Here is a 24,745-nt window from a genome sequence, read left to right on the forward strand (position 1 = left end):
TTTAGCAGAACGATTAAAAATCAGTTAAAACAGCATGATAGAGAAAACACACGTTATTAAATTTGTCAGGATTGTGGCAGTAGGCCGACAATGTGACATATGCCACAATCCTGTGTCACCGGTTTACAGGCGATGCATATTGATATCCATCGTCTGAATACGATAAGCCACCTGACGCGGCGTCATACCTAACAAACGTGCGGCTTTGGCCTGCACCCATCCCGTTTTTTCCAGTGCCGCAATCACCCGCTGCCGCTCGTCCAATGACGGATCGAGCCAGCCTTCATCCGACGCAGGCGCGGTATGCGTCACTTTTGGCGCAACCTCACGGTGGTTGAACATAATCACATCACGATCGATCAGTCCGCTTTCTGACATCACAGAGGATCGTTCCAGACAATTTTCTAACTCGCGTACATTGCCCGGCCAGCTATAGCTCATCAGCAAACGGATAGCGCCATCGCTGATCCGCAAGGTGCGTCCCTGATGTTGACCGATTTTCTGCACCAGAAAATGCGCCAGTTCGCCAATGTCCTCCTGCCGTTCACGCAGCGGTGGCAGCGCAAGCGGCATCACATTCAGGCGGTAGTAGAGGTCTTCACGAAAATGACCAGCTCTCACCTCCTCTTCCAGATTGCGGTTAGTCGCTGCAATAATACGGACATCCACCCGGATAGTTTCATCGCCCCCCACGCGCTCCATTTCCCCCTCTTGCAGGATCCTCAGTAACTTAGCCTGAAATGACGCGCTGCTTTCACCGATCTCATCGAGAAACAGCGTACCACCATCGGCTAGTTCGAAACGCCCTTTACGCTGACGTACGGCACCGGTGAAGGCTCCCTTCTCATGGCCAAACAGTTCGCTTTCTAACAGATTGTCCGGCAACGCGGCGCAGTTGAATTTGACGAATGGCGCGGCGGCACGCGGCGAGTGGTAATGGATAGCATTGGCCACCAGCTCCTTGCCGGTGCCGCTTTCCCCCTGAACCAGCACCGTCGTATCCCAACGTGAAACCTGACGGATAATCTCCATCGTCTGGCGCATCGCCTGACTCTTTCCCACCATATTGTCGAAACTGTAAGGACGCGGTGGCGTGGTACAGGTTCGCGCCCGCGCCGTCGGCGCAACAGGGTCTGGCGCGGGCCGTGGGCGAGCGGGCTGCATCAGACGTACCGTTTGCGCGACCAGGTTGGCAACGGTTTCCAGAAAGCGCGTACACGCAGGTAAGCGTTCTTCGTAGCGCGCCATCGGCTGTGCAGCCAGTACGCCTATCGGCTGAGATTCAACGCCAAACAACGGCACCGCAATAAACGGCAGGTTGTAATCGTACAGGCCCAGCTTATCGAGGAAGCGTTGATCGTCAGCCACCCGAGGCAAAACCAGCGGTTGCTGCTGTGACAATACCGTCCCCACCAGGCCTTCACCGGGGCGATAGCGGACGTGCGTTCCGCTGGCGATGAGTTTTTCATCGGCTTCATGCAGCGCCTCCACCGCCAGTACGCCATTCTCTTTGTCATACAGGCAAATCATGCCGTGCTGCATGAACGCATCATTATGTAACACGCGCAATACGGCCTGTAGCGCCTCGCGAATCTCCGTCGCTCGGCCTAATGCCGCACTAATCCGCTGTATGGCAGTAAACTGCTGCGACAGATCAAATCGCCAAACGAGATTGTTTGTTTCAGGAGCCTGCGTCATTTTGCACCTCCAGCCAGAGGAGATAAGAGAGGGAGGCGCAGGATAAGACAGGTTCCGCCTTGTGCGCCTGCCGACAGATCAATGGCGCCCTGATGGTCCGCGACCAACGTTTGAATCAGGCGCAATTCCATGCCTTTACCCGGCGAACTCAGCGTTGCTGGTGCGGGAGCAAAGCGAACCTGCGTCATAGGCACATTGTCTTCGAGATAGAGCGACAGCCAGCCGTGTTCTTCGCGCGCGTAAATTTGTATGGTCAGTTGAAAAGGCGCAATTTCCGCCGCCAGCGCCAGCGTGCGATCCAGCCAGAGGCTCAGGCACGCCAGCACCTGCGTTCGCTGGCCGAAGCCAGTCAGCTGTGGTGATGCCACGTCGTACTGCAAACGGTCGTCACGACTCAGGCGAGAATGGTATAGCGACGTCAGATCGTCCAACACAGATTTTACCGACCACTCATCCTCGGTTTCGAAGGCCAGAGAAGGTCGGCACGCCTGTAGTCGCGCCATCGCCTCTTCCCCTTCACGCCATGCCGATTCCAGCGCAACATTGCTGCGATCTTCGCCGTTTAAACGCCGTGCCGCCGCCAACATATTGAGCGGACAGTTCAACTGCACCATGGCGACCCCCAGAGATTCACGGATAGCCGCCAGCAGTATGCCATTCGCAATTTGCTGCTTCAGGCGATCCAATCGCCCCTGCTGTTGCTGCTGCTGTTGTTCAGTACAGTCGGTAATGACAATCAAGGTGCGCGGTAAGGCACTATCGGTGAAGTAGCGGCTGGCCTCTTCGTTCACGCCCGGCAACGCCCAACTCCCCAGCATCAGCCAGCGTACCGCGCCACGAACCATCACCGGCAACGGCCTTCCCTCACGCAGCGTGTCCTTATTCTTGCCATAATCCAGCACTGACAGCAGCTCTTTACCACCGCAGTCGGCACACAGCGTTTTATAGGCCAGGTTATCCATAATGACGCGGTCTTTCTCATCAACCACCACGACCGCCGCGGGGATGTTATTCAACACGGCGGTCATGAGCGTCATGTGGTTACGCAAACGCTGTTCAAGGGCATAGCTGGCGCTAATGTCTTTATGCATCGCCAGATAATGCTCTAGCTCGCCCTGCGCGTTGACGATCGGCGTAATATCAATCTCAGCCAGATAGAGGGAGCCATCGCGACGGCGGTTAATCAATTGCCCTCGCCAGGCCGATCCCTGTAATAAGGTCTGCCACATATCGCTGTAGACTTCCCCGGGCGTTTGCTGACTGGCGAGAATACGGTGGTTTTGCCCTAATAATTGGGACAGCGAAAAACCAGTCAGACGACAGAAGGCCGGATTGGTGTACACAATACGTGCCTGTGGGTCGGTCACAGAGATCGCCACTGACGATTGCTCCACGACGGTAGAGAACAGCGCCGGATGCTGGCGCGATAAATGACTGACAATCTCCCCCGGCGGGAAAGACTCCATTATCAGGTTTATGGTCATGGTCTACCCTTACAACATCAGATGCCGCCATGTCAGGTTCGCAACAATTTGTGCCACGTACCGACATCCTTATTCCGGTCGATTACCGGCACCCAATAACCATGCAAACATTACGCCCTTTATTCATTAACCTGACTAAACATTGATCGTACCCCCTGTTTTCACGTTAATCCGCGTAGAACTCTTGTTTCATCAGGTAAAAATCACGATTCACTCACGGCTCAACCTCCCCAATAAGATCATCCATAGTGCAGTATTGCGCTAAAAACGTGCAAAATATCGCCAGAATACGGATTGCTAAATCTGGCATGATATTCGCAACGCCCTGTACAGATACCGGCTGCCGACGGCGGCGATCCTTCTCAATATCAGTCAGGAGCGAACTATGGCGAACATTGGTATTTTCTTTGGCACCGATACGGGAAAAACCCGCAAGATCGCCAAAATGATTCATCAAAAATTGGGTGACGCGGCGGATTCGCCGGTCAATATCAACCGAACCTCTCTGGACAGTTTTCTCTCTTATTCGGTTCTGCTGTTAGGCACGCCGACGCTGGGTGAAGGCCAATTACCAGGCATGGAGGCAGGGTGTGAGAATGAGTCCTGGCAAGAGTTTATTGCTGATTTGCCGGGTGAAGCACTGGCGGACAAGACGGTGGCCTTGTTCGGATTGGGCGATCAGCAAGGCTATCCTGATAATTTTGCCAGCGGGATGAAAACCTTATACGACGTGGTCACCGCGTGCGGTGCCAAGGTTATCGGAGCCTGGCCGAATGCTGGGTATGACTTCAACGCCTCTGCCGCCTTGGTGGATGACCAGTTTGTCGGCTTGGTGTTGGATCAGGATAACCAGTATGACCTCACCGATGAACGGCTCGATAGCTGGCTGGAAACACTCAAACCCGCAATCGGCTGATCGGCTAAAAGGTGGAGATCTTCGGCTCTCCACGTGAGGTTGCTGACAAAGTCCGTAAAGCGGGAGTAACGGATAGATCGTAAAGACGCTGTAAATACGTCCATGTACGCTCGGCTTGCGCAGATATGAATCTCATCCCTGAGATTCACCCTTGCAGGGCCGTCGCTAGCGACGTTCAAAAACGTTCCTGACGTTTTTGTCCATGGCGCAAACGCTTTACTCTTCTATTCCGTTACTCCCGTTTTCATTCGGTAAATAGCTTCGTTAACGGTAGGAGGTGGAGATCTTCAGCTCTCCACCTTTTTATCTTCCCTCAGTAAACCACTGGCACACGACTTACCACGTTCTATTCCTATTCACGATTTACCACCAACTGCGCCAGCCATTGGCGTTGCTGTTCCTTCTGGCGCTGCAACAACAGGTGGTCATAGGCTTTTGCCAGCGCGTCCTCTTGCTCCATCGGCATTTCCGGCCGAATCGCTTCGCACAACAACAGGTGCCAGCCTATGTCAGTCGCAACGGGGGCGCTGAGTTCTCCTTCGTGTAGCGTAAACAGTACCTGCTCCAGTGGGGCAAACAACAGCCCACGACTAACCCATCCCAGCAAACCGCCCTCCAACGCCGTCGGACATTGGGAATGGCGCTCGGCCAACGTCGCGAACGCGGCGGTATCCGACTGTAGCTGGCGACGCAGTACAAGAAGCTGCCTGTTGACGGCTTCGGCATCGTCGTCCCCCGTGGTCAGCAGAATATGCCGGGTTAAACGCTGTTCTGGGCGACAAAAACGTGCGGCATGACGCTGATACCACCGCTCAACCTCTGCGGAGGTCGGCAGCGGCACCTGCTCGGAAATACTCGCAAGCTGCCCTGCCATCAGCACATGATGTTGAATGACCGCGGTACGATCGGCCGCAGACAATCCAGACTGCCGCAAATCAGGTTCCAGCTCGTGGGTGACCGCCTGCACCAGTTCTGGCGTCACCGCTGCGACACTTTTCTGCGCCGCCTCCACCACAGCTTGTTCCAGCAGCAACTGGCGAGCCAATTGCTGCTGGAGAAGCCGCTGGCGATCTACCGGCAATTGCGTCGGTGTGGTGTTCCACATTTTTTGCGCCAGACGCCATTCGCTGAAGCGCTGCCAGGCCAACATCAGCGATCCTCCTCCGCCAGTTCCAGTGCACTAGCCGGCACCTGAAACCAACGCTCACCAAACATCACCGTGTAACAATCTCCCCGATCCCCTTGGCCCGTCGCGAAAATCTGTCCACGCTGACCGACGTCCACCACCTGTTCACCGTTGATAGAGAGCACTTGCCTGCTGTGGACGCCATCACCGTACTGAAAAGTCCCAGCGTGCCACGGCACGGCCTCGGCGATCAGCTCCTGCTCACGGCAGCCCACGACCCGATCGTCATCCAGAAAATGCACTTGATAGATCAGCTGGTCCTGAAGAAAGACGCCCCATTCACGCACATATCCTACCGTGCCGCGCCGCACCAGCAGTTCGCCCCGCTTCATGCCCGCCATCGTGCCGTCGTTACGCAGTGAACGCACCACGCGCACCGCATCACCAAATGCAAAGCGCGGTATCATGACGTCACCTCCCGCTGATGGCAGCGATAGCTTTCCGCCAACAGCCGACGCGCAAGCTGCCAGTCCGCATCTTGTAATGCCTCCAGCGTGTTACGCAGAGGGACTGCCGCACGCAAGCGGCGGTGGAAATCACTCAACACCGATAAGCTACAGGTTTGCAAGATATGGGCTTCGTAAGGGACGGCAAAAAAATCAAAAAAGTCTTCCGCACTGTCTAGCTCATCAACGCCGGGTAACTGGTAGAACCATTCCATCGCTTGCCCTCCCCATTGCCGCATCGCTGCCACAGAGTTCCCGATACATTTCCAGCAATTCATAATCCAGGGGATTACGCTTCCAGTTTTCCGCAAAAGCGCGGACGCTACGCAGCAGCGCTTCGGTCTCGGTCGCCTGCGGCTGATAGCCCAGACGAGCAAAAATCCCCTCTACGGCTTGCCGCCCCGAGTGTTTGCCCAGAACCAGACGGAACTCGCGCCCCATCAGCGCCGGATCGATCCCCTGATAGCTGAAGCTGTCATTGAGCAAGGCCGCGACATGTACGCCGGATTCATGGGTAAACACCTGCTCACCCACCAGTGGCTGTTGCTTATCGATCGTGCGCTGCGCGGCGCTGGCGACCAACTGGCACAGCGCGGGCAGGCGAGCAAAGTGGATACCGCTATCACGGCCAAGGCAACGTTCCAGCGCCAACGCGACGGTTTCCAACGCGGCATTACCTGCCCGTTCCCCCAACCCCAGCACCGTGGTGTTAACATGGGAAACCCCGGCCTCTACCGCCGCCAGCGTGTTGGCCGTGGCTAGCCCAAGATCGTTATGCGCATGCATTTCAATCTCACCGCCCCAGTTTTGCCGCAAGGTACTGATACGGGCAAAGGTGGAGAACGGATCAAGCACGCCCAGCGTATCCGCAAAGCGCAACCGTTCAGCGCCTGCCGCACTGGCGGTAGTCGCTATCTGACGCAGCGTGTCGTCGCTAGCGCGAGAGGCATCTTCACAGCCGACACACACGCGTAATCCTTGCTGACGAGCCTGTTCAATCAGCGTGGAAAGCTGTGGCAACAATGCCTTGAGCGGCTGGCGCAGCTTCTGTTCACGCAGCCGATCGGACGCGGGGATAGAAATATCCACCCAATTCATCCCCAGATCGGCGCTTTGCTGGATTTCCAGCGCATTCATCCGGCACCAGGTCATCAGTTCCGTGTCCGGCAGGCGGCGACGGATAACGGCAATTCGCGCTCGCTCATCGCCGCCCATCGCGGGGATCCCTACCTCTAACGCAGTTAGACCGGCATCCACCAGGGCCTCCGCAATCGCCAGCTTTTCACTGGCGCGAAACGCGACGCCGGGACTCTGTTCACCATCGCGCAGCGTGGTGTCATTAATGATGATATCCGCCATTGCCGCTCCCTTTATCAGCCATAGGTCGGCAAAAACTCGCCGCCCGATACCGTCTGAGGTTTGCCCTGTTGCCAGTAAGGCGACAGCGTGCGCAGCCGCTCAACAATTGGCGGCAGTGCCGTAATCACCTGATCGATCTCTTTCTCACGGGTATAGCGCGACAAGGAAAAGCGAATGCTGCCATGCGCCGCCGTATAGGGAATATTCATCGCGCGCATCACATGGGAAGGTTCGAGCGAGCCAGAGGTGCAGGCGCTGCCGCTGGATGCGGCAATCCCCGTATGATTGAGCAGCAGCAGAATGGCTTCCCCTTCGATAAATTCAAAGGCGATATTGAGCGTATTGGGCGTACGCGGCTGCCCTTCGCCCATCACGATCACGCTGGGAATGACCTGTTCCAGTCCCTTTTGTAAACGGTCACGCAGCGGTTCCACCGCCGCACTCATCATCGGTAAATGCACATCCGCCAGTTCACAGGCGCTGCCCATCCCGACGATACCGGCGATATTTTCAGTACCAGCGCGTCGTCCGCGCTCCTGATGCCCCCGCGCAGCAGCGGGCGAAACCGAGTAGAACGGCGCAGGTAGAGGCACCCCACGCCTTTCGGACCATGAATTTTGTGCGCCGAGCACGACAACATGTCGATATCGCAGCTCGACAGTACGATGGGGATTTTCCCAACCGCCTGCACCGCGTCACAGTGAAACAGCGCGCCTTGTTCATGCGCCAGTGACGCCATTTCGCGTACCGGAAACAGCACGCCCGTTTCGTTGTTGGCCCACATCACCGTCACCAGCGCCACGCGGTCACTCAGCAGGGCACGGTATTGCGCCATGTCCAGCTCACCCTGCGCAGAAACGCCGACCTGATGGATGGTATAACCTTGCCGCGCGAGGTGTTCGCAGACTTCCAGCGTGGCCGGGTGTTCAACCGCGCTGGTAATGATTTCACGCCGCTCCGGTGCCAGCGCCACGGCGGAATGGATCGCGGTGGAGGTGGCCTCGGTGGCGCATGAGGTGAAAATAATTTCGCTGTCATAGCGTGCGCCCAGCAGGCTGGCAACCTGCTGACGTGCTCTCTCCAGCGCGCCGCGACAAGGGGCACCAAAATCGTGAATCGACGACGGATTACCGTAGTAATCGGTCAGGAACGGCATCATGGCCTCCAGCACCATCGGATCGAGACGGGTGGTGGCATTGTTATCGAGATAGATGTTTTTCATGTGCGCTGCCTCGCTGAACAGTCAATAAGCTCACGCGGCCTGTGCCGCAACCACTTCCATATAGCGCCCCGTGCGTTCCACCAGCTTTTGTTGCAGCCAGGCCAGCGTCATGTCGGTCATCATGCAACCCTGACAGCTGCCCGACAGGCTTACCGTCACCTGATGGTCGCTGACGTTGAGTAGCGTCATGTCGCCCCCATCGGCCTGAATGTACGGACGCAGTTCCGCCACAACATCGGCTACCTGCCGCCACGTCGACGTCTCGGCTTCCGGTGCTTTGACTGTTTCAGGCAAGGCCGCCTGTTCTTCAATAATGGCCGCCAATGCCAGCTCGATTTTTTCATGGCACGCGGTGCACCCTCCGCCAGCTTTGGTGTAATTGATCACGTCCTCCAACGTCGTTAGGCCATTGGTCACCACCGCACGACGAATCTGCCCTTCATCCACGGCGAAGCATTTGCAAATCAGTGCGCCTTCTTCATGATCGTCTTCCAGCGTCTCGCCGCGATAGTTGGCGATAGCCGCGCGTAGTGCCTCTTGCCCCATCACGGAACAGTGCATTTTTTCTGGCGGTAACCCATCGAGGTAATCTGCGATTTGCTGATTCGTGACCTGCTCGGCTTCATGCAGGGTGCGGCCGATAATCAGCTCAGTCAGTGCCGAAGAGGAAGCAATGGCGCTGCCGCAGCCGAAGGTTTGAAAACCGGCTTCCTGAATGGTTTCCGTTCCCGGATCCACCCGCAGCATGAGCCGTAGGGCATCGCCACAGCTCAGCGAACCGACATCACCGACGGCATTCGCCTGCTCCACCACGCGGGCGTTACGCGGGTTAAAAAAATGGTCTTTCACTTTCTCGGAATAGTTCCACATGCTCTCAGCTCCCTACAATACAGAGAGACGGAACTCTGAAGCTCCGGCTCCCACACAGGCGTTATGGACGGGGTAACTCAGAACAAGCAAATGTGATGCCATTCACAAAAACACCTTGTAATCAAAGCAATAGCAAAATTACCCATAAAAAAACCGCGATCAATGTCGCGGTTTATGTCGGTTTTGTCGTACAGATGACATTGTCACGCCGTAGACCGTGAGGACTCAGGAGGCGTCATCCTCCTCACGCCACTCGGTTTCCACGATTAATTGCTGGAAGCGATCTGGATCGCGCTGACGGCGTCGGGTCGCGTGTTCGCTATCCGCCCAGCATTGTTGGATTTGCTGCAACAGCTGTGCAATCGATGTCGCCTCTGGCACACGGATGGCACGGACGCCGACCTGCAACAATTGGCGAAAGACTGTCTCGCCAATCGCCACACAATAGAGGGTGACACACGCGTCCAACGCATCGATACGGCTGGCGAGTTTGTCTTCGCCATGACCGTATTCCACATTGAAATCCACCACCTTCAATAGCTTGACCTCATGCTGTTTGACGCCATAAACCACCAGCCGCGGCGTGGCACCAAAATGCTGGTCTACATGGTGATAATCCGAGCTGGCGAAGGCGACCTGCATCGACCACACTGCCGAACTGATGGTGCTGAGATTGCGGTTAACATGCGACATGTTCCACCTCCTGACGCCTAACCACCGGAAATTGCTGACGCAGCGGCGAGTGATAGGCGGGCACAGGATGATGCTCGTGCAGCAATTGATTCGCCAGTTCGAACAGCGTATCCCGTATGCCCGCATACCCTTGACGCACACGACGGAACTCACCCAACCGGTCATAGATGGGAAAACCCGCACGAATCAGCGGAATGCCATAGTGCTCAGCCAAATCGGCGGCGTGAGAATTGGCGACCAGCAGATGCGCAGGCGTGTTGATCAGTAAATCCTGCATATCTTCCAGATCGCCAATCAGCACCTGCTCAACCGGCAGACTCAATAACCCCGGCTGGCTCACGGGAGCGACCACCGGCCCCGGCACCATGCCTTGGCTCAGGGCAAAATCACACCAGGCCGCCAGCAAATCGCCTTCTGCTGCCAGCGCGATGGCTTTGTCCTGCAATGCCATATGACAGTCAATCATCGCATCCTGTAACTGGCCTCGTTGACGGTCGATCCACGCAGGCACCTCACGCCCGGAGAGCTGTTGCAGGTGCTGAATAAAGGCATCCATGCTCGCCAGCGTCATCAGGTGCGGCAAGTTCAATGCCATTCCACGGCTGCGTTGCGCCAGCAAACCCGCAGCACGCTGTAACGACACGCCCAGCGTAATGGTGCTCAGGCTTTGCCCCATCTGCTCAATGTTACGTAACACCGCCCCGCCTTGGGTAACGGACTGGTAGTCACCCGTGGCGAGATGGCCGTCCAGCGACTGCGACAGATCCGGCAGCAGTATCGGTTGCAGACCAAATGCCTCGACATAGCTGCGAATAAGCTCGATATCCCCCGGCGTAAACAGATGGCTCAGAAGCAGATTAACGCGACGATTGCGCATACCTGCTGGTGGTTTTTCCGGGATCCATTGCTCAATCACCCCCTCCAGCACCGCGCTGTACCCATTTTCCAGCGATCCATAGAAGTCTGGCGTATTGACCGTGAGCAACGCCGTCGATTTAAAACGCGGATTGTCCGCGCGGAATTCACTGACCGCCCGCGTCATATCGCTGCCCTGCGCTTCCGACAGACCGGTACTGATGATAACAATCGCCTTAGGCGCATTGCGCTGACACAAGGTGGTCAATGCCGTCAAAATATTGCTGTCCGACCCCATCACCGTCGTGGTGGGATCCATCGCGGTGGACTGCAAGGGAATCGGATCGTGGAAATGCTGGATAAAAAAGACCTTGGCAAACGCGCTGCACCCCTGCGCCCCATGCACCAGCGGAATACAGTGCTCAATGCCCTGACTAGCCAAAATCGCCCCCAGAGGCTGCCCGCTTTTAATCGGGCTGGTCGCCAGCGGCTTTTTATTACGAATAACCTGAGCCATCGTTTTCTCCTTAATGCCAGGGGGCACGTTGATGGGTCTGCGCCCAAATCGGACTTTCCAGCGTCAGGCACAGTTGCTCTGCCAACGTGACAATGCCGCGATAGCCCGCATAGGCATGCTCGCGTTCCTGATTGATATCGAGAAATGGCAGTCGCGCCTTATACGCGGTGTACATGTTGCGCCCACCGGCGATCATCAGGTCGGCACCATAGCGATACGCCACGTCCAGCAAGGTTCGCGCATTGCCTTCATCCAGCATGATGGCGTCCTCCCCCATCAGTTCACGGATGCGCTGTTTGTCTTCCTCGGTAGATTTACGTGTTCCGGTCGCCACCACGGTCATGCCGAGATCCTGCAAGGCGGAGACGACCGACCAGGATTTTACCCCGCCGGTATAGAGCAGAGCTTTGCGCCCTTGCAGACGGGCGCGATACGGTGCCAACGCCTTTTGCGCCGAGGCTTCTTCCCGTGCAATCAGGGCTTCCGTACGTAGGCTGAGGTCAGGGTCATTCAGCATCGCCGCGATCTGGCGCAGCGCATCGGACATCGCACGCACACCATAAAAACTGCCTTCGAACCACGGTGTGCCATATCGCTGCTCCAATGTGCGGGCTACGTTGATCAACGCACGCGAGCACACCAGCATGTTGAGCTGAGCGCGATGCATCGTCTGGATCTCGGCAAAACGCCCATCGCCGGACAAATTGCCCAGCACGCGAATGCCCAACTCATCGAGTAGCGGTTGCACATGCCAAAATTCGCCAGCGATGTTGAATTCGCCAATCAGGCCAATATCGTGGCGTTGGGCAGGGGAAAACGGCGTGTCATCCGGCCAGGCGGCGGGTTCACGCGTCCCAATCACCTGCTTTGCCATCACCTCCCCCGCCAGTCGGTTACCCAGATTCTTGCTGCCGTAGAATCCCGCCGCATCCACCGCAATCACCGGCACGCCTACTGCGACTGATGCAGCCCGACACACCGCGTCAATATCATCCCCCTCCATCGCGGGGACACAGGTGTTGTAGATAAAGACGGCGGCGGGATCGTAGCGCTCCACAATATGACGCACAGCATGAAACAGACGCCGTTCCCCGCGTCCCATGATCACATCCTGCTCGTTGAGGTCGGTGGTAAATCCCAGTCGATTGATCGCGGGCCCGGAGCTTTGGCTCCCCCGGTTATCCCAGGAGCTGCCCGCACAGCCGATAGGGCCGTGAACCAGATGGGCAACATCCGCCAGCGGTAGCAGCGTAATCTGTGCGCCGTCAAACGCGCAGCCGCCCGCCGTCGCGCCGGGTTTGGGCGCACTGCATCCCGATTTCTGTTTATGGTTATGTTCGCAGGCGGGCTCATCAAGCAACGCCAAAATTTCATTTCCCTTCATCTTGCTGCCCTCGTCGAGTCGATTGACCTTACCGGGTATTTTTGCAATTCGCGGGCCACAAATTAATTTAATATTTTCAATCAGATAGGTTTGTCGCCTTTGTAACAAAGGCGACAATAGCGGAATAGTGAGGGGTAGGGCCGTCACGATGGGTTAAAACACGCGGTCCTCCAGCGGATTACCTTTTTCCAACCGTTTCGCCAGCCAGGGCGGCAGACGATTTGCCATCAGCGCCTGCAACGCCTCGCACTGTGACAGGATAGACGTGCCCGGCGGGACTTTCATCGGATGTACATTATGACGAATAATGCGTGCCGCCGCCGGCCCCCCAATCGCTTCACAAAACAGCAAATGGCAGCCTGTTAGCAGCTGCGCCCGTATTTCATTCCCCTCGATTTCTCCTGACTCGCTGGGGTAACGACGTAGCCCATGCAGCCAGTAGCCTGCATCATCATACGCATAGATAAAAAACAGCCGACACTGACCAAAATGCCCATTGATCGTCATGCCATCCTGTGACGAAAACGCCGCCAGTAACTGTGGCTGACGGCCCTTTAGCGAGACGACGGCAAGGTGTGGCGGCAGTTCGCCACGCAGGCACGCCATCACACGCTGCCAACGGCTACGCGTCAGGATAGCGGGGTCGCCGGGAAATGTGGCCGCCAGCTGCGGCTGATTAAGGGACGTAAGAAATTCCACATCCAGCGAGATATCCTCTCCCTGATTCAGCCAGTGTAATAACTGCGGCGGTGAGAGTTCGGGCAGGCATTGGATCAGCGCAAACAACCGCCAGAACAGACGATCATCATCAGACATGCTCCCTCCTGTTCATACCAGATCGGGGCGAGTGGCGCGCAAACTGATCGGAAAAGTGGGCTTCTCCGCTTGCGGGTTAACGTAGTAGCGTTTCCCTCCTTCCAGTTCAACCTCACCGCCCCAGCGTTCGTGGCTATCAAATTCAATTCCGGTCACTTTCGCTTCCAGATCCTGCTTGGCGATATAGCAATACAGCTGTGCATTACGTTCACGAAAAATCACCATCGGCATCGCGTCCTCCTGTGCTACACGTGACGGCCCGGACAAAGCCGGGCCGATATGACGGTCAACATAACCACGCCATTAACGGATGAGATCAAAGCCGTAGTCGGTTTTGCCCAACTTCATGGTGTCGCGATCCAATTTCTCCAATACCGCATTCACCAGCGAGGTGAGGATCGACATAGCTCCTTCGTACCCCCAGGTGGTTTGACGGTGCAAATGGTGACGATCAAACAGCGGGAAACCGAGGCGAATCAGCGGTACTTCAAACTGCTCGCCCTTCGCCAGCGTGTCACGCTGGATGAATTTGCCGTAAGAGTTACCAATCATGAAATCGGGCTGTTTGGTGAACATCAGCGAGCGGAAATGCCACAGATCGCAGTTGATATACACCTCACTGTCCTGCCCGTAAGGCGATGCTTCCAGCATTTTCTTCATCGCTTTCTGCCAGCGTTTGTTACCGTTATGGCAGAGGATCACCGTTGGCTCGCATCCCAACTCCAGCAGGAACTGGGTCAGCCCCATGACAAAGTCTGGGTCGCCATACAAACCGAAACGCTTACCGTGCAGCCAGGTATGCGAATCGAGCATCATGTCCACCAGACGCCCACGTTCCAGCGTCAACGACTCACTAATCGGCACGTCGGTCAGCGCACTGATGGTCATCAGCAGTTTGTCCGTTGCGCCTAATCCGATAGGGACTGACACCTCGGTCGCAGGCTGATTCCATGTGTCCTGAACCATTTTCTTGGTTTTGGTCAGGTGCCACGGCTGCAATAACAGCGTATCGATGGCGTTCGGGGCATCACGCATCTCTTGCTGCGTGGTTCCCCCGGCATACATGCGGTAGTGACCGTCGGCAGGCGTATCCAGCACCTCGGAAGGATCGGACAGAATGGCACAGGGCACGCCCATGTCAGCCATCATGCGTTTCAATACGCGATAGTTACCCAGATAGGTTTCGAATCCGGTCACCAGATTCAGGCGCGGCAGGCTGCCCGGCTGATAATGTTTATCTTCCCCCACGGTAAAGGTACGCGCGAAACCCTCAAACATGTTGTCCCAGCCGGTGATGTGGCTACCGATAAAGCTGGGCGTATGGGCGTAAGGGATCGGCATGTTGGCATCCACAAAGCCATCTTTCTTGGCGTTGGCAATAAACGCCTGAAGGTCGTCACCGATCACTTCTGCCATGCAGGTAGTCGACACCGCAATCATCTCCGGTTTGTAGAGCGCACTGGCGTTCTCCAGACCGGCATTTAAATTGTTATTCCCCCCGAACACGGCGGCATCTTCCGTCATTGAGTCGGAAACGCAGGCGATTGGCTCTTTAAAGTGACGGTTAAAATAGGTACGAAAATAGGCCACGCACCCCTGTGAACCATGCACATAGGGCAAGGTGTTGGCGAACCCGAGTGAGCACAGCACAGACCCTAGAGGCTGGCAGGCTTTTGCCGGATCGATGGTTAGCGCTTCGCGCTTAAAATTCAGTTCCTGATACGCTTCCGTGGTGGTCCACTCGAAGACCTCACGTACCCGCTGTTCATCATGCGCCTCTTCTAGTGGGCGTTTATTGCGAAACAGCGTTTGGTATTCTTCCTGCTCGAACAAGGGATAGCAGGATTGGGTTTTCTCTGCAGTTTGGCTCATGGTGTTCTCCTCCCGCGCCACTCATCTGTGAACTAACGGGCTGTCAGGATAATAAGTATCAGGCTGATTTCAGCCACGGGGCCGTCAACGCTTGCCAGCTCGGATTATTGAGCGTCATATCCATATCGCGGGCAAAAATGGCGAAACCGTCATAGCCGTGATAAGGGCCCGAATAGTCCCAGGAATGCATCTGGCGGAACGGCACCCCCATCTTTTGGAAGATGTACTTTTCTTTGATCCCTGACCCGACCAGATCCGGCTTCAATGCCTTGACGAACGCTTCCAGCTCATAGCTGCTGGCGTCATCAAACAACAGCGTTCCCTCTTTCAAATCCGGCAGGGTACGGTCGTAATCATCGTTATGACCGAACTCATAACCGGTGCCGATAATCTCCATGCCGAGATCTTCGTACGCCCCGATAATGTGGCGTGGACGCAAGCCACCGAGGTACAGCAGCACTTTGCGCCCCGCCAGTCGCGGACGATATTTCGCAATCACCGCATCCGTTTGCGCCTGATAGCGCGCAATCACCGCTTCGGCATTGTTCTGAATCGTCTCGTCAAATTGCAGCGCAATCTTGCGCAGCGATTCAGCGATCTTGGTCGGCCCGAAGAAGTTGTATTCCATCCAGGGAATGCCGTGCTTTTCTTCCATATGGCGTGAGATGTAGTTCATGGAGCGATAGCAGTGCACCAGATTCAGCTTCACGTAGGGGGTGTTTTCCATCTCGACCAGCGTGCCGTCGCCGGACCACTGCGCCACAACTCTCAACCCCATTTCTTCCAGCAGAATACGTGAGGCCCAGGCATCACCGCCGATGTTGTAGTCACCGATAATCGCGACGTCGTAGGCCGTTGACTCAAAGGGTTGGCCCTCGCGGTTATCCAGCACCCAGTCACGGATCACATCATTGGCAATATGGTGCCCCAGCGACTGCGACACGCCGCGAAAGCCTTCACAACGCACGGGTACCACCGGTTTGCCAATCGCCTCACGGCTCACATTCGCGACCGCTTCGATATCATCCCCAATCAACCCCACCGGACATTCCGATTGCACCGAAATACCTTTGGTTAAGGGAAACAGGAGTTCCAGCTCCTCGATCAGCTTGGTGAGTTTTTTATCACCGCCAAACACAATGTCTTTCTCCTGAAAATCGGAGGAGAAATTGATCGTACCGAAGCTGTCAACGCCGCTAACGCCGGTGTAGTAGTTACGACGCCCGGCACGGGAATATTGACCGCAGCCAATCGGCCCGTGGGAAACGTGGGCCATGTCCTTGATTGGCCCAAATACCACGCCTTTGGAACCGGCATAAGCACAGCCGCGAACCGTCATCACCCCCGGTTGGGATTTACGGTTAGAAACCATACACTTTCCGACGCTCTCCTGCGTCGGATCGGTCACCATCATGTGTTTCTTACGTTCTTTACGCGTTTTATCAGGGAAAACTTCCAACACTTCCTGGATGATCGCCTGATTGCGTTCACTCGTTGCATTTGTCATTCCAGTGTTCCTTCTGCGTCAGGCGACTTTCTCTTCAGCGGCCGTTTTACCGATGATGCTGGTGTCTTCTTCTTCCATGATGCCGAACTCCATCAGCAACTCTTCCAGCTCATCCATGGTGCAGGGCACCGGTACAACCTTCATGGTATTAGCGACAATTTTCTGCGCCAGCTCGCGATACTCGTTGGCCTGGCTACAGTTCGGGTCATACTCGATCACGGTCATACGGCGAATTTCGGCACGCTGTACAATGTTGTCGCGCGGGACAAAATGGATCATCTGGGTGCCGATTTTTTCGGCCAGTGCGATGATCAATTCATCTTCACGGTCGGTGTTACGTGAGTTACAGATCAGGCCCCCCAAACGCACCTTGCCGGTTTTGGCGTATTTCACGATGCCTTTGCAGATATTGTTGGCGGCGTACATCGCCATCATTTCCCCAGAGCACACGATGTAGATTTCCTGCGCTTTGTTTTCGCGGATCGGCATAGCGAAGCCGCCGCACACGACGTCACCCAGCACGTCATAGAACACGAAGTCGAGGTCTTCCACATAGGCGCCCTCTTCTTCCAGAAAGTTGATGGCAGTGATAACGCCACGACCGGCACAGCCGACACCTGGCTCTGGGCCACCAGACTCGGCACAACGTACGTTGCCATAACCAATTTGCAGCACATCTTCCAGTTCAAGGTCTTCTACTGAACCGACCTCTGCGGCCATCTCCATAATGGTGTTCTGCGCTTTAGCGTGCAGAATCAAACGGGTTGAATCCGCCTTCGGGTCACAGCCAACGATCATGACCTTCTTGCCCATTTCCGCTAATGCGGCGACCAAGTTCTGAGTGGTGGTGGATTTGCCAATCCCCCCTTTGCCATAAATGGCACATTGACGCATAGCCATGGTGTCTTCTCCTGTTTCGGGTTGAATGCGTGATGCACCCCCTAACCGTTGCAGGGAACATACCAGCCGGGCCAACATCATTAATTCATTGAATTTAATCACGTTAATAAAAAAACGGGCACCGAGGGCGAGACAAACACAAGACAATCGGCGAACCAATTGTTGTAAAGAGAACAATTGTGGCTGGTGAAGCGACAGACTGTGCCGCCGCGCTTGCTCAGCCCGCATCACCACGACAGTTTGTTGGCAGCCCGACAGGATGTGGCCGTTTCTGTCTTATTCCGCGCAATTCTCCGACCGCCTCCAGCGAGGCACACAACGACACATGAAGATAACTCGTTAAAAATTAATATCATTTTCTCAGTGCCGTGAAATGGCACAGGCTGTGCTACTGACTCGCTGAGACGGTGAAGAAGCGGTACAGGCCGTCGTTGCTCCGTTATCGCCTGTGCCCGACTTTTCATCCACGCCAAATAAAGAGGAATCCCGCATGACCCGTAAAATGAAAACGATGGATGGGAATGCCGCTGCGGCGTATATCTCTTACGCCTTCACCGATGTGGCAGCCATCTATCCCATCACCCCCTCCACGCCAATGGCGGAAAACGTAGACGAATGGAGCGCTCAGGGGAAAAAGAACCTGTTCGGTCAACCGGTTCGTCTGATAGAAATGCAGTCCGAAGCCGGTGCGGCTGGCGCGGTGCACGGTGCCCTGCAAGTCGGAGCCTTGACCACTACCTACACCGCCTCGCAGGGATTGCTGTTGATGATCCCCAATTTGTACAAAATTGCCGGCGAACTGCTGCCGGGCGTGTTTCACGTCAGCGCCCGCGCGCTGGCGGCCAACTCGCTGAACATTTTTGGCGACCATCAGGATGTCATGGCAGTACGGCAAACGGGCTGCGCCATGCTGGCGGAGAGCAGCGTGCAACAGGTGATGGACCTGTCCGCCGTGGCACACCTGACCGCCATCAAAGGCCGCGTCCCCTTCATCAACTTCTTCGATGGCTTTCGCACCTCACACGAGATCCAAAAGATCGAACTGTTGGAGTATGAAGAGTTGGCACCGCTGCTGGATCGCGATGCGCTGGATGCCTTTCGCCGTCGCGCCCTGAATCCCGATCATCCAGTCATTCGGGGAACCGCCCAAAACCCGGATATTTACTTTCAAGAACGCGAAGCCGTGAACCGCTTCTATGATGCGCTGCCGGAGATGGTCGAAGGCTATATGGCGCAAATCACCCAGCTCACCGGACGTGAATATCATCTGTTTAATTATCATGGCGCACCGGATGCGGAACGGCTGATTATCGCAATGGGGTCGGTATGCGAGACCATTCAGGAAACGGTCGACTATCTGAATCAACAAGGCGAGAAAGTGGGGCTGCTGACGGTACATCTCTATCGTCCCTTTTCACTGTCACATTTCTTTGCCCACATCCCGAAAACCGTGCAACGCATCGCGGTACTCGACCGCACCAAAGAGCCGGGGGCTCAGGCGGAGCCCTTATGCCTCGATGTAAGAAACGCCTATTATCGCCACGAGCAACCGCCGCTGATTGTCGGGGGGCGCTACGCGTTGGGGGAAAGGATATGCTGCCAGCTCACGTGGTTGCCGTATTCGATAACCTCAAGCGCCCGTTACCGCAGGATGGCTTTACCGTGGGGATTATCGACGACGTGACCCACACCTCACTGCCAGTTTCAACGGCGTCGATCAACACCTCGAAGGCGGGAACGACCGCATGTAAATTTTGGGGGCTGGGTTCCGATGGCACCGTCGGCGCCAACAAAAGCGCCATCAAGATTATTGGCGATCACACCTCGCTCTATGCTCAAGCCTATTTTTCCTATGATTCGAAGAAATCGGGCGGGATTACCGTCTCCCATCTGCGCTTTGGTCAGAGCCCGATTACCTCCCCTTACCTGATTCACCACGCGGATTTCATCGCCTGCTCGCAACAAAGCTACGTGGAGAAATACGATTTACTGGTGGGGCTAAAACCGGGCGGGACGTTTTTACTGAACTGCGCCTGGACGGCGGAAGAACTGGACGTGAAGTTGCCCAACGCCATGAAACGCTATCTGGCGCAGCACGCCATCCGTTTCTACACCCTCAACGCGGTCGAGATTGCCCAGCGTCTTGGATTGGGAGGCCGTTTTAACATGATTATGCAGGCGGCATTCTTCAAGCTGGCTGCGATCATTGCGCCAGAAACCGCCGCCGACTATCTGAAAGCGGCGGTCGTTAAATCCTATGGCAGTAAAGGCCAAAACATAGTGGATATGAATAGCGCCGCGATAGACGAGGGGATGCAGGCGCTAGCCGAAGTGATCATCCCCGCCGCCTGGGCAACGCTGCCGGAGGTGGAGGAGAAAGCGGCACGCGCCCTGCCCGATTTTATCCGCCACATTCTGGAACCGATGAATCGTCAGGAGGGAGACAGCCTGCCCGTCAGCGCCTTTATCGGCATGGAGGATGGCACCTTCCCTCTCGGTACGGCCGCCTATGAGAAACGCGGTATCGCGATTCAGGTGCCCGAGTGGCAACCCGAAGGCTGTACTCAATGTAACCAGTGCGCCTTTATCTGCCCTCATGCCGCCATTCGCCCCGCGTTACTCAGTCAGGAAGAGCGAAGTAACGCCCCGACGGCGCTGCTCAGTAAGGTGGCTCAGGGAGCAAAAGCCTACGAGTATCATCTAGCCGTGTCGCCGTTGGATTGCTCCGGCTGCGGCAACTGTGTCGATATTTGTCCGTCACGCGGCAAAGCACTGGCAATGCAGCCGCTCGATAGCCAACGTCATCAGGTTCCGCTCTGGGAACATGTGCTTTCCCTTGCGCCAAAAGGTAACCCGTTTAACAAAATCTCGGTAAAAGGCAGCCAGTTTGAAACGCCCCTGCTGGAATTTTCCGGCGCGTGCGCGGGCTGTGGCGAAACGCCCTATGCCAAGCTGTTGACTCAGCTATTCGGCGATCGCATGCTGGTGGCAAACGCCACCGGATGCTCCTCTATTTGGGGAGCCAGCGCCCCTTCGATTCCTTATACCACCAACCATAAAGGGCAAGGCCCTGCCTGGGCTAACTCACTGTTCGAGGACAACGCCGAGTTTGGTCTGGGTATGCTGCTGGGGAGCCGCGCCATCCGCGATCAGCTTGCCAAGGATGTTCACGCTGCGCTGGCCTTACCCATTACCCCCGCGTTGAATACCGCACTCAGCAACTGGCTGGAACTAAAAGATCGCGGCGAAGGTTCACGGGAACGCGCCGATGCGGTGATCGATATGCTGGCAGAAGAGCACGGTAACGATCCCCTGCTTATCCATATCTACCATAACCGTGACTACCTGACCAAGCCTTCGCAGTGGGTCTTCGGTGGCGATGGTTGGGCATACGATATTGGTTATGGTGGGCTAGACCATGTGCTGGCCTCCGGCGAAGACATCAATGTGCTGGTGTTTGACACCGAAGTGTATTCCAACACGGGCGGGCAATCGTCCAAATCCACACCGGTAGCCGCCATCGCCAAATTTGCCGCCGAAGGGAAGCGCACGCGCAAAAAAGATCTCGGCATGATGGCCATGAGCTACGGCAACGTGTACGTGGCACAGATCGCTATGGGCGCGGATAAGACACAAACCCTACGCGCGATGGCGGAAGCGGAAGCCTGGCCGGGCCCGTCGTTGATCATTGCCTACGCCGCCTGTATTAATCACGGCTTGAAAGCCGGAATGGGGTGCAGCCAGCGTGAAACCCAGCGCGCCGTGGATGCCGGTTACTGGCATTTGTATCGCTTCGATCCACAGCGGGTGGATAAGGGGAAAAATCCCTTCTCGCTCGACTCGGACGAGCCGGAAGAGAGTTTCCAGGATTTCCTGATGGGCGAAGTCCGCTATGCGTCCTTAAAACGTCAGCATCCTGCCATCGCCAATAGCCTGTTTGAGCAAACCGAACGGGATGCCAAAGAGCGATATGAACGTTACCGACGTTTAGCGGGCGGCTGATCGTCGCAAGAGCAGAAAAAACAACGAGCGGGCGGATAGAACAACGCGCTATCCGCCCCTTCGTTTCCCTACTGACTTTTCCTTGCCTGCTGATGACGGACAGTATCTTTTATACTGCCGATAATTTATCCTCTCCCGCCTTTCGTCATTGACCGATAAATAAGAAAAAGTAAGAGCCTGCACCTATGATTTCATCACCCGACGCCACGCCGACGCCAGCGCCTTCTGCGACGTCAACGCTTGCTGTATTACGCTCGCCCTCGCTGCTGATGCGCGAGGTTTTGGCAGGCACCATCACCGCACTGGCACTTATCCCAGAGGTGATTTCATTTTCCATCATTGCGGGGGTTGACCCCAAAGTCAGCCTGTTCGCCTCCATCGTGCTGTGTTTCACCATGTCCTTTCTCGGCGGCAGACCAGCAATGGTGACCGCGGCGGCGGGTGCCGTGGCGCTGGTTATTGGCCCGATGGTACACGCGCACGGCGTGGCCTATATTCTGCCAGCGGTGATCATGGCAGGGATCATCCAGATCCTGTTTGGATTGGCCGGGCTGGCAAGGATGATGCGCTACATTCCGCGCTCGGTAATGATCGGTTTCGTGAATGCGCTGGGCATCCTGATTTTTGCCGCGCAGGTGCCGCATATTTACGGGCAATCCTCACTCGTCTGGCTGCTGTTTGCGCTGACGCTCGCGATTGTTCTGCTGCTGCCTTATGTGGTGAAAAGCATTCCCGCGCCACTGGTTGCCATTGTGACGGTGACCGCGATTGCCCTATTTACTGGTATCACGGTGCCTAACGTCGGCGATGCTGGCCCTATGCAGCCTGGATTGCCGGGTTTCACCCAGTGGCTGGTGCCGTTCAATTTTGAAACGCTGCACATCATCTGGCCGACCGCGCTGAGTATCGCGTTTGTCGGGCTGATGGAATCGCTGTTAACCGCCAAACTGGTCGACGACATCACGGATACGCCCTCCAGCAAGCGTCGCGAATGCTGGGGGCTCGGCATTTCCAATATCTTCGCGGGATTTTATGGCGGCATTGCCGGGTGCGCGATGATCGGGCAGACCGTGGTCAACGTGGAGTTGGGTAAAGCGCGCACGCGTATTTCCACCCTCGCCGCCGCGCTGGTGCTGTTGCTGCTGGTGACGGGGCTGAGCGACATCATGGCGAAGATTCCGATGGTGGTGCTGGCGGGCATTATGATGATCGTCGCGCTGAAAACGATGAACTGGCATAGCCTGCACCCGACGACGCTGAAGCGTATGCCGCTGTCGGAAACGCTGGTGGTCATCGTGACGGTTGTCGCGACCGTCTCGACGGGAAATCTGGCTATCGGCGTAGCGGGTGGCGTGATCTTTGCCATCCTGCTGTTTGCCCGCCGCGTGGCACACGTCATTCACGCGGAGCGTCAGGTGAGCGAAGACGGGCAGTCGGTGCACTATACGGTACGTGGGCCGCTCTTCTTCGGCAGCAGTAACGATCTCTTCGAGCACTTTCTTTATGCGCAAGACCCGCAAAACGTCACCATCGATCTGACGCACGCCCAAATCTGGGATGCCTCCAGCGTGGCGGCACTCGACGCGATCGAAACCCGTTATCATCGATACGATGCAAAAGTCACAATCGTCGGGCTGGATACCCATAGCACCAAAATCCACCAGCGCCTGTCGGGGCATCTCTAAGTCATCCGGCGTTCGAAGACGGCTACCGTCTCGGACGCCAGCGTTGACAACCCGCACGCCTCTGTGATTAGACTCAATGCTAAGCAGGCTAACTTAAGGAAAGCATTGATGAAAATTACCGACGTGCGCGTGATTCTCGCGAATCGATATATGTTTGTTGAGGTCACCACTGACGAGGGGCTGACGGGCATTGGCGAATCCGGTGCCTGGGGCTTTCTCGATGCCTCCAAAGGTGCCGTCGAGGCACTGCGCACGTATCTGATTGGGCAAGATCCGCTGCGTATTGAACACCACTGGCAGTATATGTATCGCTGCTGGCATTTCCGCGGCGCCGCGATCATGGGTGCCATCAGCGCCATTGATATCGCCCTGTGGGATATCGCAGGCAAATATTACGATACGCCGGTTTATAACCTGCTGGGTGGACGCTGCCGCGACAAAGCGCGTGTTTATGCGCATGCAGGCGGTCGCACTACAGAAGAAACCATCGCCAATCTGAAAAAAGCCAAAGCCGACGGTTTTACCGCGATTGGTCACCTCACGCCATTTCTCGATGAATCACGCGATACTCCTTACTTCACCACTCACGCCAAAGAGATCGGCGAAGCCATTGAACGCATCGGCCTCTATCGGGAAGCGGTCGGTAACGATGTCGATCTGTGTATCGAAATCCACCGCCGTCTGAAACCCGCCGATGCGGTGGTGTTCGCTCGCGGTATTGAGCCGTTTTATCCCTATTTTATTGAAGATCCTATCGGCGCGGATAACTTCGATTCGATGGCGGAAGTGGCCGACAAAATCAATATTCCTATCGCCACCGGTGAACGCCTGAATAACCCGCAGGAGTTTGCGATGCTGATTCGCCGCAACGCCGTCGCCTATGTGCGCCCTGACGTCTGCATGTGCGGGGGGATCACTGGTGCGAAAAAAGTGGCCGCGCTGGCAGAAGCCAACGATTTGATGGTGGTGCCGCATAACCCGCTCAGTCCGGTGTCCACCGCAGCCTGCTTGCAGATCGCTGTCAGTATTCCGAACTTTGCGCTGCTGGAATATCCGGGCGATGACCAGCCAGCGCTGTCGGAAAAATTTGGCGCGACAGGCGTGGAAAACGGTGTGCGGAAGAAAGACGTGGTGAAGAACACCTTCAAATGCGTGGACGGATTCATGGAGATACCGACGCAGTCTGGCATCGGCATCGAGCTGGCGGACGATCTGGAGAACCGCTTCCCTTATCGCCGCCGCGGCTTGAAAACCCGACTGCACGTCGACGGTTCCGTCGTCGATCAATAACGGTGTGTCGGCAGGCCGTAGCGATCACTCGTCGCGCCACGGC

18 protein-coding genes and 2 pseudogenes are annotated in these 24,745 nt (G+C 56.1%); 4 read left to right on the forward strand and 16 right to left on the reverse strand.

Annotation, left to right across the window (positions count from 1 at the left end):
- Positions 1-123 precede the first annotated feature (123 nt).
- Both nifA and nifL read right to left on the reverse strand, forming a co-directional pair.
- The gene (gene nifA, locus BJJ97_RS18990) at positions 124-1,698 is read right to left on the reverse strand and encodes a nif-specific transcriptional activator NifA (protein WP_095994961.1); all 1,575 of its coding nucleotides are present in this window, start codon (positions 1,696-1,698) and stop codon (positions 124-126) included.
- Positions 1,695-3,182 carry a nitrogen fixation negative regulator NifL gene (nifL, locus tag BJJ97_RS18995; protein ID WP_095994962.1) on the reverse strand — a complete coding sequence of 496 codons (1,488 nt, stop codon included), beginning with the start codon at positions 3,180-3,182 and terminating at the stop codon, positions 1,695-1,697. The genes nifA and nifL overlap by 4 nt, the downstream gene beginning before the upstream one ends.
- A 385-nt stretch (positions 3,183-3,567) precedes the next feature.
- On the opposite strand from nifL, the gene BJJ97_RS19000 reads away from it, so the two are divergent.
- Positions 3,568-4,098, forward strand: coding sequence for a flavodoxin (locus BJJ97_RS19000; RefSeq protein WP_095994963.1), 531 nt, complete (start codon positions 3,568-3,570; stop codon positions 4,096-4,098).
- A gap of 352 nt (positions 4,099-4,450) precedes the next feature.
- Here the strand turns inward: BJJ97_RS19000 and nifM are convergent, their stop codons facing one another.
- The 14 genes and pseudogenes from nifM to nifH all read right to left on the reverse strand — a co-directional run bounded on the left by nifM (position 4,451) and on the right by nifH (position 17,725).
- Entirely contained in the window at positions 4,451-5,248 is a 798-nt protein-coding gene (nifM, locus tag BJJ97_RS19005; RefSeq protein WP_095994964.1) for a nitrogen fixation protein NifM, read from the reverse strand.
- A complete protein-coding gene (locus BJJ97_RS19010; protein ID WP_095994965.1) occupies positions 5,248-5,691 on the reverse strand; it encodes a nitrogen fixation protein NifZ in 444 nt (147 codons plus the stop codon). The genes nifM and BJJ97_RS19010 overlap by 1 nt, the downstream gene beginning before the upstream one ends.
- Positions 5,688-5,945 carry a nitrogenase-stabilizing/protective protein NifW gene (locus BJJ97_RS19015; protein ID WP_095994966.1) on the reverse strand — a complete coding sequence of 86 codons (258 nt, stop codon included), beginning with the start codon at positions 5,943-5,945 and terminating at the stop codon, positions 5,688-5,690. The genes BJJ97_RS19010 and BJJ97_RS19015 overlap by 4 nt, the downstream gene beginning before the upstream one ends.
- Positions 5,914-7,089, reverse strand: a complete 1,176-nt coding sequence (gene nifV / locus BJJ97_RS19020; protein WP_095994967.1) for a homocitrate synthase — start codon at positions 7,087-7,089, stop codon at positions 5,914-5,916. The genes BJJ97_RS19015 and nifV overlap by 32 nt, the downstream gene beginning before the upstream one ends.
- 14 nt (positions 7,090-7,103) lie before the next feature.
- A pseudogene (gene nifS / locus BJJ97_RS19025) lies at positions 7,104-8,311 on the reverse strand (cysteine desulfurase NifS).
- 30 nt (positions 8,312-8,341) lie between these two features.
- A complete protein-coding gene (nifU, locus tag BJJ97_RS19030; RefSeq protein WP_095994968.1) occupies positions 8,342-9,181 on the reverse strand; it encodes a Fe-S cluster assembly protein NifU in 840 nt (279 codons plus the stop codon).
- Between the two features lie 225 nt (positions 9,182-9,406).
- A complete protein-coding gene (locus tag BJJ97_RS19035) occupies positions 9,407-9,874 on the reverse strand; it encodes a NifB/NifX family molybdenum-iron cluster-binding protein (RefSeq protein ID WP_095994969.1) in 468 nt (155 codons plus the stop codon).
- Entirely contained in the window at positions 9,861-11,246 is a 1,386-nt protein-coding gene (gene nifN, locus BJJ97_RS19040; protein ID WP_095994970.1) for a nitrogenase iron-molybdenum cofactor biosynthesis protein NifN, read from the reverse strand. Before nifN ends, BJJ97_RS19035 begins: the two co-directional genes overlap by 14 nt.
- Before the next feature lie 10 nt (positions 11,247-11,256).
- A complete protein-coding gene (gene nifE, locus BJJ97_RS19045) occupies positions 11,257-12,630 on the reverse strand; it encodes a nitrogenase iron-molybdenum cofactor biosynthesis protein NifE (RefSeq protein ID WP_095994971.1) in 1,374 nt (457 codons plus the stop codon).
- 153 nt (positions 12,631-12,783) lie between these two features.
- A complete protein-coding gene (locus BJJ97_RS19050) occupies positions 12,784-13,446 on the reverse strand; it encodes a NifB/NifX family molybdenum-iron cluster-binding protein (RefSeq protein WP_095994972.1) in 663 nt (220 codons plus the stop codon).
- A 12-nt stretch (positions 13,447-13,458) separates the two neighbouring features.
- On the reverse strand, positions 13,459-13,677 hold the full coding sequence (gene nifT / locus BJJ97_RS19055) for a putative nitrogen fixation protein NifT (RefSeq protein WP_095699979.1): 219 nt from the start codon (positions 13,675-13,677) through the stop codon (positions 13,459-13,461).
- A gap of 72 nt (positions 13,678-13,749) precedes the next feature.
- Positions 13,750-15,318 (reverse strand): nitrogenase molybdenum-iron protein subunit beta, encoded by a 1,569-nt coding sequence (gene nifK, locus BJJ97_RS19060; protein WP_095699980.1) that lies wholly within the window; start codon positions 15,316-15,318, stop codon positions 13,750-13,752.
- A 58-nt stretch (positions 15,319-15,376) separates the two neighbouring features.
- On the reverse strand, positions 15,377-16,825 hold the full coding sequence (nifD, locus tag BJJ97_RS19065; RefSeq protein ID WP_095994973.1) for a nitrogenase molybdenum-iron protein alpha chain: 1,449 nt from the start codon (positions 16,823-16,825) through the stop codon (positions 15,377-15,379).
- An 18-nt stretch (positions 16,826-16,843) separates the two neighbouring features.
- Complete coding sequence (nifH, locus tag BJJ97_RS19070; protein WP_095699982.1) at positions 16,844-17,725, reverse strand: nitrogenase iron protein; 882 nt, start codon at positions 17,723-17,725, stop codon at positions 16,844-16,846.
- Between the two features lie 490 nt (positions 17,726-18,215).
- Here nifH and nifJ point away from each other — a divergent pair.
- From nifJ to BJJ97_RS19085, 3 genes and pseudogenes are all read left to right on the forward strand, one after another.
- Positions 18,216-21,727 (forward strand): annotated as a pseudogene (gene nifJ, locus BJJ97_RS19075) (pyruvate:ferredoxin (flavodoxin) oxidoreductase).
- Positions 21,728-21,912: 185 nt separating this feature from the next.
- On the forward strand, positions 21,913-23,412 hold the full coding sequence (locus BJJ97_RS19080; RefSeq protein ID WP_095994974.1) for a SulP family inorganic anion transporter: 1,500 nt from the start codon (positions 21,913-21,915) through the stop codon (positions 23,410-23,412).
- Positions 23,413-23,520: 108 nt separating this feature from the next.
- The gene (locus BJJ97_RS19085; RefSeq protein ID WP_005969746.1) at positions 23,521-24,702 is read left to right on the forward strand and encodes a mandelate racemase/muconate lactonizing enzyme family protein; all 1,182 of its coding nucleotides are present in this window, start codon (positions 23,521-23,523) and stop codon (positions 24,700-24,702) included.
- The last annotated feature ends 43 nt before the right edge of the window (positions 24,703-24,745 follow it).

This window comes from Pectobacterium polaris (assembly GCF_002307355.1).
GTDB lineage: Bacteria > Pseudomonadota > Gammaproteobacteria > Enterobacterales > Enterobacteriaceae > Pectobacterium > Pectobacterium polare.

Bases quoted from the DNA above. Each gene is read 5' to 3' on its own strand.
- nifD (WP_095994973.1), bottom strand. From the start codon at position 16,825: ATGACAAATGCAACGAGTGAACGCAATCAGGCGATCATCCAGGAAGTG.
- BJJ97_RS19010 (WP_095994965.1), bottom strand. From the start codon at position 5,691: ATGATACCGCGCTTTGCATTTGGTGATGCGGTGCGCGTGGTGCGTTCA.
- nifL (WP_095994962.1), bottom strand. From the start codon at position 3,182: ATGACCATAAACCTGATAATGGAGTCTTTCCCGCCGGGGGAGATTGTC.
- nifK (WP_095699980.1), bottom strand. From the start codon at position 15,318: ATGAGCCAAACTGCAGAGAAAACCCAATCCTGCTATCCCTTGTTCGAG.
- BJJ97_RS19000 (WP_095994963.1), top strand. From the start codon at position 3,568: ATGGCGAACATTGGTATTTTCTTTGGCACCGATACGGGAAAAACCCGC.
- nifM (WP_095994964.1), bottom strand. From the start codon at position 5,248: ATGTTGGCCTGGCAGCGCTTCAGCGAATGGCGTCTGGCGCAAAAAATG.
- BJJ97_RS19085 (WP_005969746.1), top strand. From the start codon at position 23,521: ATGAAAATTACCGACGTGCGCGTGATTCTCGCGAATCGATATATGTTT.
- BJJ97_RS19035 (WP_095994969.1), bottom strand. From the start codon at position 9,874: ATGTCGCATGTTAACCGCAATCTCAGCACCATCAGTTCGGCAGTGTGG.
- BJJ97_RS19050 (WP_095994972.1), bottom strand. From the start codon at position 13,446: ATGTCTGATGATGATCGTCTGTTCTGGCGGTTGTTTGCGCTGATCCAA.
- nifN (WP_095994970.1), bottom strand. From the start codon at position 11,246: ATGGCTCAGGTTATTCGTAATAAAAAGCCGCTGGCGACCAGCCCGATT.
- nifU (WP_095994968.1), bottom strand. From the start codon at position 9,181: ATGTGGAACTATTCCGAGAAAGTGAAAGACCATTTTTTTAACCCGCGT.
- nifV (WP_095994967.1), bottom strand. From the start codon at position 7,089: ATGGCGGATATCATCATTAATGACACCACGCTGCGCGATGGTGAACAG.
- BJJ97_RS19015 (WP_095994966.1), bottom strand. From the start codon at position 5,945: ATGGAATGGTTCTACCAGTTACCCGGCGTTGATGAGCTAGACAGTGCG.
- nifA (WP_095994961.1), bottom strand. From the start codon at position 1,698: ATGACGCAGGCTCCTGAAACAAACAATCTCGTTTGGCGATTTGATCTG.
- nifT (WP_095699979.1), bottom strand. From the start codon at position 13,677: ATGCCGATGGTGATTTTTCGTGAACGTAATGCACAGCTGTATTGCTAT.
- nifH (WP_095699982.1), bottom strand. From the start codon at position 17,725: ATGGCTATGCGTCAATGTGCCATTTATGGCAAAGGGGGGATTGGCAAA.
- BJJ97_RS19080 (WP_095994974.1), top strand. From the start codon at position 21,913: ATGATTTCATCACCCGACGCCACGCCGACGCCAGCGCCTTCTGCGACG.
- nifE (WP_095994971.1), bottom strand. From the start codon at position 12,630: ATGAAGGGAAATGAAATTTTGGCGTTGCTTGATGAGCCCGCCTGCGAA.